The following is a 13,234-nucleotide window of genomic DNA, read 5'->3' on the forward strand; positions in this document are numbered from 1 at the left end:
ATTTCGATAATGTGTTTGTTAAGCTCATTATCACATTTGCTAATTATCACATTTCTTTATTGCAACAATATATCTACCATTAAACCTTTGCCAATTCTACTTCCCGCTTGTATGGATTGGCTTATTACTTTCCCACTACCTTTAACACGAGCTTTTAAACCAGCATTCCCAAGTAAGTACAGCGCATCTTTTAAGCCCATACCACTTACATTCGGCATTACCCCTTTTACCGGGTTACTCTCTTCGTAGGCAACGCCGTTATTGGTATCAATAGAATTGAAATAATCAGATTTTGCGGCGTAAAGTGCTTTAATACCAAAAGCATTATATACTTTTTTGGTGGCTTTACTTTGTCCCGCTTTAGCTTCAGGCGCTACGGTATTACCCACAAAGCGTTCTTCCACTTTGTTGTACATATTTACATCACTAGCGTATATCCTATCTGCCACTTCCCTAAATACCGGACCCGAAACCAAGGCACCGTAATAGGCACCTTTAGGATCATTGATTACCACAATCATAGAGTACTTAGGCTTATCGGCAGGAAAATACCCAACAAAAGAAGCTTGATATTGCCTTTTAGCTTTGTAACCTAAATTGGCATCGGCCACCTGTGCCGTACCAGTTTTACCCGCTATTTTATATAATGGATTGTATACAATTTGCTTTCCGCTACCATTATTTACTACGCCTTCCAGCATCGCCTTTAATTTAGATAAGGTTACGTCCGAACAAACTTTCTCGTTCATTACCTTCGCCTTAAATTGCTCTATTGGATTTCCCAACCTCCTGATCTCTCTCACGAAAATTGGCGCAATCATTTTCCCGTTATTGGCAACAGCATTGTATAGCGTCAACATCTTCAATGGCGTTAATTGCATTTCGTAACCGTACGCCATTTGCGGTAACGTCATATTTTTATTCCAACTTTTGAAAGTCTTTGGATTTTTTACTACTGGTTTAGCTTCACCCGGAATTTGCAATCCAGTTGTCTCATTCAAATGCCAATCATAAAGGTGATCGGTAAACTGCATTGGGTTATCACGATAGTTGTTATTCACTAACTGTGCAATAGCCGAGTTTGACGATTGTTCGAATGCTTTTTTAACCGTCACCACACCAATGCTGCCGTGTGAATCCTTAATAGTATGACCACCCGGCAAACGGTAGTTCTCCGTTCCAATTAAAGTATTCGTATCTACCTTTTTATCTTCCAACAAAGCCATGTAAGAAGCTAGCTTAAATGTTGAACCAGGATCTTGATTACCAGCAATGGCATAATTGAACTGCTCCTTGTAAACACCTTCTTCTACTTTCGTGAAGTTCGCAACCGCCCTAATTTCACCGGTTTCAACCTCCATTACAATAACACAACCATGGTGCGCCTGACTCTTAATCAACTGTTTCTCCAAAGCACTTTGTGCTAAATCTTGAATATTTACATCGATAGTAGAAATGATATCAGCACCATCTTTAGGCGCTACTTCAGCATCACTGTTCACTGGAATCCAAACACCACCGCTAATGCGTTGCATCAGCCTTCTGCCTGTTTCCCCATTAATGTAGTTTCCGTAAGCACCTTCTAGGCCTACTCCATTTTTTACATTCTCGTTTTTATAGCCAATTGTACGAGCGGCCAAAGCCTTAAACGGCAAAATTCTTCTGTTTTTTTGGATAGCCATTAATCCGCCAGAATATTTCCCTACGTTATATAATGGAAAGCTTCTTACTACTTTTAAATCTTGGTAGGAAACCTTACGTTTGATCAACAAATAGCGGACACTATCCTGTCTGGCCTTGCGCAGGTAACGAGAATAATCTTTAGCAGTTTTATCCTTGAAAAAATCCGCAAGTTTCATCGCCAGCGAATCCACTTTAGAATTAAACAACTTATCATCCTGAATACCACCTGCAAACATATCCATCCTTAATTCATACTCAGGAACCGATGTTGCCAACAAGCTGCCATCTACCGAGTAGATATTACCACGAGTAGCTTCAATTTCAAATTCTTTAGTTGACAGACTATCAGCCATAGCCACCCATTTATGACCTTGCCTAAACTGAACATCGCATAACTTAGCGAAAACGGCAAGCGCAAAAAGCACAATTAGCCCGAAAGCTAAGTACACCCTGAGTAATATGTTTGCCCTAATATTCATTCTTTAACTCTAACTACTATTTTTTTTGGAGGCTCAATCAACTCTTTCAAACCTAATGTATCCACCCTTTTAGCCACTTCTGTCATTTTACTTTTAAACATCAGCTCTGCTTTTAAAGATTTATACTCCCAACTTAACTCCTTAACCTCTTTGCTCAACTTATCAATATCACGGATGTTTTTTACCGCCATGTGGCTATTAGCGATATACACCATGCCCAGCACACACAGAAAAACCAAATAAGGCAACATATCCGTTGCTGCTTCCTTTGATACCGCCCCATCCACAAACAACTTTCTGAAAAACACGGTGGCATTACCATCTTTAGCAGGCTCTTTTTTCAGCTTTGGCTCTTCCAGTTCTTCAATTGGCTCTTCCTTAGCCAGCTCCTCTTCTATTTTTTCCCTGAACCTATTCACAGCCGCTCTCCTATTCTTAATTTCGCACTGCGAGATCGGCTATTTCGCTCCAATTCTTCAGCACCAGCCACTATCGCTTTTCTGGTAATTACGGTAAAAGGCTTCTGATCATTTCCGAAAAAATCCTTTTCCACTTCACCTTTGAATTTCCCTTTGGCTAAGAAATTCTTCACCGGCCTATCTTCCAAAGAATGATAGGAAATCACCACTAAACGGCCACCTGGTTTTAACACTTCAGCAGTTTGCTCCAAAAAGCGCTCAAGCACTTCAATTTCACCATTCACCTCAATGCGCAGCGCCTGAAAAACTTGCGCCATATATTTATGCTCCTTACCACGAGGGATATGAGCTGCAATTACTTTTTTAAAATCGGCAAGCGTTTGTATGTTACCATCCATACGAGCGGTAACAATAGTTCTTGCCAGGGATTTCGCATTTTGAACCTCGCCATACAAACCGAAAATTTTATGCAAATCTTCCTCTGCATAGGTGTTAAGCACTTTTGCGGCAGTCAGTTCACGCTGCTGATCCATACGCATATCCAAATCAGCATCAAAACGAGTAGAAAAACCCCTCACCGGCTCATTAAACTGATGAGAAGAAACTCCTAAATCAGCCAAAATACCATCAACCTGTTTAAAGCCTAATAAACGGAGGTTGTTTTTCAGGTAACCAAAATTTTGATCAACGAAACGAAAACGAGGATCATCGATTTTATTTCTTTGCGCATCCGGATCTTGATCAAAAGCAATCAACACACCATCAGCACCCAAATGCTTTAAAATTTCCTTTGAATGACCACCGCCACCGAAAGTAACATCTACATAAACTCCATTTGGTTTAATAGCTAAACCATCAATGCACTCCTGCAACAAAACCGGCACATGATAATTATTCTCCATCAGCGCCTCCTTTCTTTCCGCCCATTACTTCCTCTGCTAAAGCAGCAAAGTTTTCAGGCACATCATCAAAAAGGTTATCGTAAGCTTTTTTATCCCAAACCTCAATTTTATCCAACTGACAAGCCAACACCAGGTCAGCTTCAATGCCAGCGTACTCCACCAACGATTTCGGCAGTAACACGCGACCAGCAGCATCTAACGTAAGCGGCATGGCTCCACGTTGGAACGCCCTCACAAACTCACGATTTTTTCGTTCGAACATATTCAGCTTGCTCAGCTCGGCAACGGTTTCATCCCAAACTTTCTTAGGATAAATTACCAAGTTTTTCTCAAAACCCCTGTTCACAACCAACCCATCTCGCTCTACATCAAGCAATTGCTTCTTCAGCAAAACAGGCACCATCAAGCGCCCTTTCGCATCCAATTTACAATCAAATTCTCCGATGAGTTGGTTCATTTATAGTAGCTACACTTTTTATGTAGTGTAAAAGTAAATCACTTCTACCACTTTTTACCACTTTTTACCACAAAAAAGTTTTCAACATACATTTTCTACCACTTTAACCCACTTTTTGATATTGCTAGGCCAGATTTTGAGGTGGTACAAAAACAAAGCGGCCCCAACTTTTCAGCTGGGACCGCTTATTTACAAGGAGTTAAGCTCCTTTAATTGATAAATTTTATCCTACTATTATTGTTGAATTGCGGCTACGCCTGGCAACTCTTTACCTTCCATGTACTCTAGTAAAGCGCCTCCACCTGTAGAAACATAGCTCACCTCGTCTTCTAAGCCAAACTTAGCGATTGCAGCAGCAGAATCACCTCCACCAATTAGTGAAAAAGCACCATTCTTTGTAGCTTCTACCACTGCTTCGGCAACAGCTTTAGTTCCTTGTTGGAAGTTCTCCATTTCAAACACGCCCATTGGACCGTTCCAAAGCAAAGTTTTTGAGTTTTTAATGATATCGCTAAATAAGGCTACTGTTTTAGGGCCAATATCTAAACCCATCCAATCTGCAGGTATTTTTCCGCTATCAACGGTATCTTTCTGCGCTTCATTATCAAACTTATCAGCAATTACGGTATCCACTGGCAATACTAGGTTTACCCCTTTTGCCTTCGCCTTATCCAGCAATTCTAAGCACAACGCCATTCTATCAGCCTCTAGTAAAGAAGTACCGATTTCACCTCCTTGTGCTTTAGCAAAAGTATAAGCCATACCACCGCCAATAATCAGGTTATCCACCTTCTCCAATAAATTCTCAATAAGCAAAATTTTATCAGATACTTTTGCACCACCCATGATTGCAGTGAAAGGCTTTTCTGCACCATTAATTACCTTTTCAGCATTTTTGATTTCTTCTGCCATTAAGTAACCAAAGTACTTCGCCTCTGGAAAAAACTGTGCAATAATGGTAGTTGAAGCATGAGCCCTATGAGCTGTTCCAAAGGCATCATTTACATAAACATCAGCCATTTTCGACAGCTTTTCTGCGAATCCTACATCGCCTTTTTCTTCTTCCTTATAAAAACGAAGATTTTCTAGCAACAATATTTCACCAGGAAACAAGTTAGCTGCCTGATGCACTGCATCTTCTCCAATACAATCATCAGCAAATTTCACAGGCAGGCTCAACATACGAGACAAATCAGCCACGATATGTTTCAAGGAATATTTATCCGTCGGGCCATCTTTAGGTCTACCTAAGTGCGACATTAAAATCACCGAACCGCCGTCTCTAACTATTTTTTGAATAGTTGGCAAAGCTGCCCTCATCCTTTTATCATCAGTAATGTTAAAATCTGCATCTAAAGGCACGTTAAAATCTACCCTTACTATGGCCTTTTTATCCTTAAAATTAAACTGGTCTACTGTCTTCATTATTTTTCTATATTTTGTTTTTTTTATGGTGAAGCTCCCTACATTAAAGCTGGTTGCTCGTTAGGTTTAAAATCATCACGTAGTGTGGTCCAACGCCCGGTATTTCAAATTCGTTGCCAAGCACTTTGAAATCCTGTTTCTTGTAAAAATCCAGCGCAGAAGTACGGGCATTGCACCAAATATACTCAGCTTTAGCCGTTTTTATATAATCTACCGCATATTTTATCAAAGCGGCACCATAGCCTTTACCAAAAAAAGCATCGTCAGTAGCCATGCCACGCAACTGATAACCCATGCCGTTTTGGCCATCTAAATTTTGAGGGAAAAAAGTGGCTACTGTGGCTATCGTTAGTTCATCAGCGTAATAAGCAAGATGAAAAACGCCTTCAATTTGGTCGGTAGGAAATATACATTCACTTTCAGGTGCACCATTTCGCAGCATCTTACTTCTTAAAGCTAACACTTCGGCTAAAGGAACAAATTTGATCATCGCTATTAGTATTATTTAATTGTTAATGATTAGTGATTAATGGTGATTGACTATTGGCCACTACTTGATTGCTTTATTCTCTCCACTACGTCAGCCAAACGGTTGGAATAGCCCGATTCGTTATCGTACCAGCCTACCACTTTAACCAAATCGCCCACTATTGAGGTTAATTGCGCATCAAAGACGCAGGAATGAGAATTATTGATGATATCAACCGATACGATAGGATCTTCGGTATATTGCACAATTGTATTTAAACTCCCATTTGCAGCTTCTTTAAACGCATTATTAATCTCTTCTATAGTTGTTTTTTTCTTAAGGATACAGGTAAAATCTGTTAATGAGCCATTTAAAACTGGCACACGAATACCGGCCCCGCCCAACTTCCCATCCAAATGCGGAAATATATGCGTAATAGCTTTTGCAGCACCAGTTGATGTGGGTATGATAGACGAAGAAGCCGCTCGGGCCCTACGCAAATCGTGGTGTGGCGCATCATGTAAACTTTGGTCGCCCGTCATAGAGTGCACCGTGGTGATGTAGCCATCTTCAATGCCCCAAAGGTCATCAAGTATTTTCACCATTGGCGCAACATTATTGGTAGTACAAGAGGCATTAGATAAAACGGTAGAAGAAAAATCGATTTGCTGATCATTTACGCCCATTACTACCATAGGCACATCTTTATCGGCCACCGGTGCAGAGACCAATACCTGCTTAGCACCCGCTTGTAGGTGTTTGTTTGCGCCAGCCTTGTTAGCAAATTTGCCTGTAGCTTCCAACACCAAATCAATAGCTAAATTAGTCCAAGGTAATTGCTCAGGATTGGCATTGGCCAGCACTTTGATTTCCTTACCATCTATAACTAAACTATTTTCAGTTGAAGTAACTTCACCCGGATAAATCCCATGTACAGAATCGTACTTGAACAAGTGCGCCAATGTTGATGCCGATGTAAGGTCGTTAATGGCCACTACATTGAAGCCTCTTTGCAGAGCCGAACGTAAAAAAATACGTCCAATTCTCCCAAAACCATTTATTGCAATATTCATTTGCTGTTATGCGAAGCTGATTATTTCGCTCGGCAAAGCTAGGTAATATCTATATAAAGAACATGTAAATTTCAAATATTTACACAATGGAGAAACAAGCTGTAAAATGAGGATTTAATGCAGAAAACAGTATAAAGAAACAAGACTTTAGCAACATTAAGAAACCTTGATGGTATCCTTTAAGAAAACATCTTTAACCGAATAAGACTTGGTTATTTTGCGCCCTTTTAAAAAAGTAAGTACCGCATTAAACACCATGCAGATACCAATTTGAAGAAAAATTAGCACGAAATTGCCCAAGTGACTAAGCATGATGGTAAACCCAATCATACTAGCATTGAATAAAAATGTAACTGCCAATATTTTTTTAGCATTTAAGCCGAGTTTCAATAGGCGATGGTGAATATGGTTTCTATCACCTCTAAATGGTGATTTTTTATTGATCAACCTGATGAAGAAAATTCTTAGTGAATCGAAAATAGGCACAATAAGTACTGCTACAGCAATTGCCGGCGCCGAACTGATTACAGGAACGTCAGATACTCCAATTTTATTGATTTCGATAAACTTAATTGCTAAAACCGCACAAACCAATCCAATGATTAAGGAGCCGGTATCGCCCATAAATATTTTTGCTGGCGGATAATTGAACATTAAAAACCCGATGATGGCACCAAGCAGCGAAAAAGCAATGAAGGCATAAGCTACGTCATTACTTAACGCAAAAAGCACACCGAAACAAAGCGTTACCGTGGCTCCAACTGTGCCTGCAAGCCCATCAACACCATCAATTAAGTTGAAGGCATTGTTGATAAAAATAATCAGCGCTATAGAGAAAACGCCACCTACAACCGGATGAACATCCCAAACGTTAAATACACCATATAGGCTGCTCAATTTAAAATCGCCCAGCACTACCAAAATTAGCGACACTACAATTTGTAGCGCAAACTTAGTACTTGGGCTTACACCATAAATGTCATCTTTAATACCTAAGGCAAACAATAAAATACTAGAAGCGATTAGAAAGTTGGCTTGATGATAATGTACTGTAGTAGCAAAGAGCAACACCGTAATCGTAAAACCGCAAAACAGTCCAATACCGCCTAAACGGGAGATGTTATCTTTGTGTTCCTTGCGGTGAAGATCAACAGAGTCAAACAGCTTATGTTTATTTGCCGCATGAATAATAGAAGGTATAGAGAACCGCACTAGCAGGCAAGCCAATGTAACAATGGAGATATAAAATATTAGCGGGTACTCCGCAAATAGTTGTTTGGGCATGTCACTATAAACTATTGACAGTCAAATTTATTAATAAATTAAACAACATGGTTGTGATTTCTTCAAAAAAAGAAAAACTTTTAGATTATCTGATACCTAATTCTCGGTATTTTGCTCGTAAGTTTTGACTCAGCAACTCCAACCACGGAATTTAATGATACACCTTTATTACGGCATCAATTTACCACGCAGCTAAAAAAATTGTTTGACCTTTCTTAGTTTTTTTAATACCAACGCTAACGCTGGACTTGGAATTTTATTGCGTCGTAAAGCTTTTAAATCGTTTATCAGTGCCGAATACCTGTGTTTCCAGGATTGGTTACTCATTCCGCCGCTTCGCATATTTACCATTAGCTTAGGTAGATATTTAGCTGGGATTTGATGTTGGTATAAAAATCTAAGCATCAATTCGTAATCTGCAGCTGAGCCGAAATCTAACTGATAACCCCCAAATTTTTTAAACAAATTAGCTCTAACGTATAAAGTTGGGTGAGCTGGCATCCAGCCCAAAGCCAAATCATTTGGATTAGCCTGTTGCGACCTCCATTTTCTTTGCACTTTATCTACTTGATCAGGAGCGACGTAATTCAGATCGCCGTATACCGCAGCGATACGGTCATCATTGAAAACATCGGCCACTTCGGTAATTACATCGTCGCTTGCCAACATATCATCTGCATTTAAAATGCCGATGACATCCCCTGTAGCCAAAGCTATACCTTTATTTAAGGCATCGTACATGCCAGTATCAGGTTCTGAAATCAAAACTGTGATATTTTCACTGTACCTTTTTGCAATTTGAAAGGAAGAATCTGAAGATTGCCCATCGATTAAAATGTATTCCAAATTTGGATATTGTTGTGCCAATACCGATTCGATACAATCCTTAAGATATTTTTCAGCGTTATAAACGACAGTAATAATGGTGATTTTCAAGCTACTGATTTTTGACAAAAATACAATCTGAAAACACCATTAAGAAATTTTGATTCGTTTTAAATAGCTCAGATTTCCCCCTTGGTTTACTTATTACTTGACCGGAGAAGTTCTCATTCGGAGAAAATTTAACCGTACAGAAATTTAAATACTACTTTCATCATAAAACTTATGGTTTTGACAAACTGGCAAGCCTCATTTTCACTTTTTCCATTTGACAAACAATAAAAAGTTGTAATTTGCACCTTCATTCAAACTAATGAGCAACAACAAATTATCTGTTACTATTCTTTTTTTTATCGGTTTTGGCTTGCTATTTTTTAGCTCGTGCTCATTTAAAAACCGACAAGCATTGCTTAAAACACCTTACGATGCCGATACCGTTAGAACCGTTAGGGTTGTAAATGGCACCGAAAATACCGAAGGCTATTATAATTTGATTAAACCCGAAGATGAGCTTGCCGTAAGAAATGTGCAGGACATGAATTTAATAGTCAAAAGACAAGAAGGCCCAAATAACGTTACGCAACAAGTTTTTACCACCTTTAAAGTAAACTCAAACGGTGAAGTTACCTTACCAAAAATAGGCGCCATTAAAGTTGCTGGCCTTAACAGGACACAAGCAGCCGAAGTAATCCAAAAAGCTTACGAATCGAAAGAGCTAAATGCGCCCTTGATTGACGTAAGAATTGCTAATGCATATATTGTGTTATTGGGAGAAGTGGCCAAGCAAGGAAAGTATGTGATAGACAGGGAAGACTATGAGCTGATTGACCTTTTAGCTGACGCAGGTGGTGTGAATGCAAACGCCAATCGTAAAATGGTAAGGATTTTTAGAGGAGATAGAGCGAATCCGGAGATTATCATGGTAAATTTGAACGACTACAATTTTATTAGAGATCCCAAATTAAAATTAAGAGCGAAGGACATTGTGTACATTGAACCGAGAAGAATTGCCTCAAGCAGTCAAAATTTTCAAGCTTACTCTAGCTTTATACAAATAGGATTAGTAGTTTTAAATACCGCATTAATTATCTACAATATTGCCAAATAGATGGAACAACCAGTCAACGGAAACGCAAATGTGCAGCAAGATATCGACTATGTTAAAATCTTAAAGATTGTACTTAGCAGGTGGTATTGGGTTGCCAGCACAGTTATCATATCGCTGATAGTGGCGTACATGTACTTATGGTACACTCCTGAAACATTTAGCACTAGCGCATCATTAAAATTCGAAGAAAAACGTTCGGAGATATCAGAATTACTCAACGTTAGAAACGTTTATGATCGCAATAATAAAATGCAGTCTGAGCAATTCGTGATTCGTTCAAGACAGGTATTGCTAAATGCGGTTGAAGAACTTGACTATAAAATATCATTCTATTTAAAAGGAAGGGTTAGGACAAGCGACATTTACCCCCAAAAGCCGTTGGATATAGCCATTATTGAGCAGGATAGTCTTGATTTTGCTACCAATTTATTTGAATACGAGCCTATTAATACTTCTTTATTTAAATTGAGTTACCAAGAAGGTGGCAAAGAAGTAAGTAAGGAGTACCGCAAAGGTCAACTGATTTCGGTGCGTGGAATCAAATTCAAGATCAACAACAATACTTTCAGCAAAACTAATAATGCAATTTATTGCTTTAAATTCAATACCAAAAGTAGTTTTGTTGGTCGTATTTCTGGCGGTTTAAGCATGGCTGAAACAAAGGGCACCAACATTCTTACCTTATCCCAAACAGATGCCAATCCTTATTTTGCTACGGATATCCTTAACTCAATTTTAAGGGCTTACGTAGATTATGATAGAAATCAAAAAACGATTTCGGCTACGCAGACTATAAAATTTATCGACACGCTACAACAGGGCATGGCTAAGGTGGTAAAATCATCTGGATCGCAACTTGAACAGTTCAAAGTAGCTAATAAAGTGTTGGATATATCCGCTGCTGGCCAAGATGTCATGAAAAAACTCACTGATTTAGAAACAGAAAAAAGCAGTTTAAACCTACAGGGCATTTTCATCAATCAGTTGGAAAAAGAAATTGTTGGCAATAAAAACCTCAATGCCATCAATTATAATTTACAAGGAATTACCGATCCAATGCTAGCTAATTTGCTGGCACAATATAATGCCTTATTGCTTAAGAGAGAGCAAACTTTAGTGGATTACAAACCAACTTCTGATGCTGTTCAGCAGATTGATAAACAGATTTTGGAGATTAAATCGGCTTTTGTGAGTAATGCCAACAGTCAGCGACAAAAAAACCAGAAAACTTTAGATTTCTTAAATCAGCAAATTAGTGGAATTAAACAAACCTTTAACACCATTCCAAAAGCTGAACGCGAACTGATTAACCTTACATCTAACGATGCCATAAACCAAAAGGTATACAGCTATCTTTCAGAGAAAAAACTGGAAGCTCAAATTAGTAAAGCAGCAATTACCCCTGGGGCAACCATTGTAGATTTTGCGTTGTACAATATCAGAGCGATTGCGCCGAAGCAACAAAAAACCTATGTAAGTGCATTTATTATTGGATTAATAGCTGGCATTGGCCTGATATTTTTAATTAGGTTATTGAATCCATTTATTTACGATAAAGAAACCATCGAAAGCCTTACAAACATTCCTATTATTGGAGTGATAAGAAAATATCAGGATGCTATCGATGAGGACAATAGACAAATTTTATCGATTAAAAACCCGAAATCGCTTTTTTCCGAATCAGTGCGCTCTGTGCGTACCAATTTAAGTTTTTTGGCGGCCGAAAAAGCAAGCAAAGTTGTTTGTATTACCTCAGAGATATCTGGCGAAGGAAAGTCGTTTACCACGGTTAATTTAGCAAGTACGTTAAGTTTAATTGATAAAAAGGTAATTGTAATTGCTGCAGATTTACGACGCTCGAAATTACATCACACTTTTAAGGTAAATAATTTAAAAGGGCTGAGCTCTTACTTATCCAACCAAACCACGCTGGAAGAAATTACCTACGACACTGAGGTTGAAAATTTAAAATTTATACCTGCAGGACCTGTTCCTCCAAACCCTTCTGAGCTACTTTATTCAGATAAAATGCAGGCTTTGTTGGAGCTATTGACTCAGAGTTACGATTTCGTAATTGTTGACTCCGCTCCTGTTGGTTTAGTTTCGGATGCAATCCCTTTAATTAGGATGGCGGATGTCAACCTATTTGTAATCCGTTCGGGAGTATCGCGTTATCAGGCGGCCTCCGTTCCAGAGCGCTTGTCGAAAGAGTTTAACCTATCTAATATCGCTATCATATTAAACGCTTTTGATAACGACATACTGCACAGCAGGTACTACACTACTAATTATACCGGAAGTTATTACGCCAACTACTACTACTATTCCGATTACTCGAACACGGGATATGGCAGTGGCTACTATAACGATGGACCAGATAAAAAGTGGTGGGAATTTTGGAAAAAGAAATAGAAGATGATTGATCATTTGTACAGATGGTATCCCGTGTACACGAATTCAAGAGCAGAGAAGAAGGCATATCAAGAGCTACAAAGAAAGCACATTGAATGTTATCTGCCGCTGAAAAAAGAATGGAGACAGTGGAGCGATCGCAAAAAACTGGTGGAGGAACCGTTGTTTAAATCATACATTTTTGTGCGTATCTCCAATAAGGAACATGCCGAGGTTTTAATGACGCAGGGCGTTAGCCGTTTCCTTTATTTTTCAGGTAAAATTGCCATTATGCCCGACAAGCAGATGGAAGATTTGAAGTTGCTCATGGCCTCCGGCGAAGAGCTAGAACTGATTGAACACGAAATTTGTCCGGGCGAAAAAGTAATTGTAAATGCCGGTCCGTTTAAAGGCATGATTGCCGAACTTGTATCTATAAAAAACAAAAAAAGCTTAGTTTTAAAGTTAGAGAACTTGGGTTACGCCATACAGGTAAAAACCTCAATGGCATACATTAAGCCCTTAAAATAGTTTCTTAACATTAAATAAATAGTGATTGAATAAGTTTGAATTTCTTATTCTTTCAGCAATAATTGATTGAAACCCAAAGCTAGGCCCAAAAATGGGACTGAAAGGGCGAAGCTGTGAGTAATCGTGATTTT

Annotated in this window: 12 protein-coding genes; 3 read left to right on the plus strand and 9 right to left on the minus strand. The window is 38.9% G+C overall.

Annotated elements, in window-relative coordinates:
• Positions 1–56 precede the first annotated feature (56 nt).
• The 9 genes from DUT68_RS09460 to DUT68_RS09500 all read right to left on the minus strand — a co-directional run bounded on the left by DUT68_RS09460 (position 57) and on the right by DUT68_RS09500 (position 9,127).
• Entirely contained in the window at positions 57–2,162 is a 2,106-nt protein-coding gene (locus DUT68_RS09460; RefSeq protein WP_113637854.1) for a penicillin-binding protein, read from the minus strand.
• The gene (locus DUT68_RS09465; protein ID WP_113637856.1) at positions 2,159–2,581 is read right to left on the minus strand and encodes an FtsL-like putative cell division protein; all 423 of its coding nucleotides are present in this window, start codon (positions 2,579–2,581) and stop codon (positions 2,159–2,161) included. Before DUT68_RS09465 ends, DUT68_RS09460 begins: the two co-directional genes overlap by 4 nt.
• Complete coding sequence (gene rsmH, locus DUT68_RS09470) at positions 2,578–3,483, minus strand: 16S rRNA (cytosine(1402)-N(4))-methyltransferase RsmH (protein WP_113637858.1); 906 nt, start codon at positions 3,481–3,483, stop codon at positions 2,578–2,580. The genes DUT68_RS09465 and rsmH overlap by 4 nt, the downstream gene beginning before the upstream one ends.
• A complete protein-coding gene (gene mraZ / locus DUT68_RS09475) occupies positions 3,473–3,940 on the minus strand; it encodes a division/cell wall cluster transcriptional repressor MraZ (protein WP_113637860.1) in 468 nt (155 codons plus the stop codon). Before mraZ ends, rsmH begins: the two co-directional genes overlap by 11 nt.
• Positions 3,941–4,174: 234 nt before the next feature.
• Positions 4,175–5,365, minus strand: a complete 1,191-nt coding sequence (locus DUT68_RS09480; RefSeq protein ID WP_113637862.1) for a phosphoglycerate kinase — start codon at positions 5,363–5,365, stop codon at positions 4,175–4,177.
• 43 nt (positions 5,366–5,408) lie between these two features.
• Positions 5,409–5,855: a GNAT family N-acetyltransferase gene (locus tag DUT68_RS09485; RefSeq protein WP_113637864.1), complete on the minus strand. Its 447-nt coding sequence runs from the start codon at positions 5,853–5,855 to the stop codon at positions 5,409–5,411.
• A gap of 50 nt (positions 5,856–5,905) precedes the next feature.
• A complete protein-coding gene (gene gap, locus DUT68_RS09490) occupies positions 5,906–6,907 on the minus strand; it encodes a type I glyceraldehyde-3-phosphate dehydrogenase (protein WP_113637865.1) in 1,002 nt (333 codons plus the stop codon).
• A gap of 156 nt (positions 6,908–7,063) precedes the next feature.
• Positions 7,064–8,191 carry an MraY family glycosyltransferase gene (locus DUT68_RS09495; RefSeq protein ID WP_113637867.1) on the minus strand — a complete coding sequence of 376 codons (1,128 nt, stop codon included), beginning with the start codon at positions 8,189–8,191 and terminating at the stop codon, positions 7,064–7,066.
• Positions 8,192–8,383: 192 nt separating this feature from the next.
• A complete protein-coding gene (locus DUT68_RS09500) occupies positions 8,384–9,127 on the minus strand; it encodes a glycosyltransferase family 2 protein (RefSeq protein ID WP_157960825.1) in 744 nt (247 codons plus the stop codon).
• Positions 9,128–9,386: 259 nt separating this feature from the next.
• Between DUT68_RS09500 and DUT68_RS09505 the strand changes: the two genes are divergently transcribed.
• From DUT68_RS09505 to DUT68_RS09515, 3 genes are read left to right on the plus strand one after another with little or no spacing between them, the layout of a single operon-like run.
• A complete protein-coding gene (locus DUT68_RS09505) occupies positions 9,387–10,181 on the plus strand; it encodes a polysaccharide biosynthesis/export family protein (RefSeq protein ID WP_113637871.1) in 795 nt (264 codons plus the stop codon).
• Complete coding sequence (locus DUT68_RS09510) at positions 10,182–12,593, plus strand: GumC family protein (RefSeq protein ID WP_113637873.1); 2,412 nt, start codon at positions 10,182–10,184, stop codon at positions 12,591–12,593.
• A gap of 3 nt (positions 12,594–12,596) precedes the next feature.
• Positions 12,597–13,103 (plus strand): UpxY family transcription antiterminator, encoded by a 507-nt coding sequence (locus DUT68_RS09515; protein WP_113637875.1) that lies wholly within the window; start codon positions 12,597–12,599, stop codon positions 13,101–13,103.
• The last annotated feature ends 131 nt before the right edge of the window (positions 13,104–13,234 follow it).

Origin of the sequence: Pedobacter zeaxanthinifaciens (assembly GCF_003313335.1) — a bacterium.
GTDB classification, from domain to species: domain Bacteria; phylum Bacteroidota; class Bacteroidia; order Sphingobacteriales; family Sphingobacteriaceae; genus Pedobacter; species Pedobacter zeaxanthinifaciens.

What these genes read in the sequence shown, in the direction of transcription:
- DUT68_RS09460 (WP_113637854.1), bottom strand. Translation starts at nt 2,162, where the DNA reads ATGAATATTAGGGCAAACATATTACTCAGGGTGTACTTAGCTTTCGGG.
- rsmH (WP_113637858.1), bottom strand. Translation starts at nt 3,483, where the DNA reads ATGGAGAATAATTATCATGTGCCGGTTTTGTTGCAGGAGTGCATTGAT.
- mraZ (WP_113637860.1), bottom strand. Translation starts at nt 3,940, where the DNA reads ATGAACCAACTCATCGGAGAATTTGATTGTAAATTGGATGCGAAAGGG.
- DUT68_RS09480 (WP_113637862.1), bottom strand. Translation starts at nt 5,365, where the DNA reads ATGAAGACAGTAGACCAGTTTAATTTTAAGGATAAAAAGGCCATAGTA.
- DUT68_RS09485 (WP_113637864.1), bottom strand. Translation starts at nt 5,855, where the DNA reads ATGATCAAATTTGTTCCTTTAGCCGAAGTGTTAGCTTTAAGAAGTAAG.
- gap (WP_113637865.1), bottom strand. Translation starts at nt 6,907, where the DNA reads ATGAATATTGCAATAAATGGTTTTGGGAGAATTGGACGTATTTTTTTA.
- DUT68_RS09495 (WP_113637867.1), bottom strand. Translation starts at nt 8,191, where the DNA reads ATGCCCAAACAACTATTTGCGGAGTACCCGCTAATATTTTATATCTCC.
- DUT68_RS09505 (WP_113637871.1), top strand. Translation starts at nt 9,387, where the DNA reads ATGAGCAACAACAAATTATCTGTTACTATTCTTTTTTTTATCGGTTTT.
- DUT68_RS09510 (WP_113637873.1), top strand. Translation starts at nt 10,182, where the DNA reads ATGGAACAACCAGTCAACGGAAACGCAAATGTGCAGCAAGATATCGAC.
- DUT68_RS09515 (WP_113637875.1), top strand. Translation starts at nt 12,597, where the DNA reads ATGATTGATCATTTGTACAGATGGTATCCCGTGTACACGAATTCAAGA.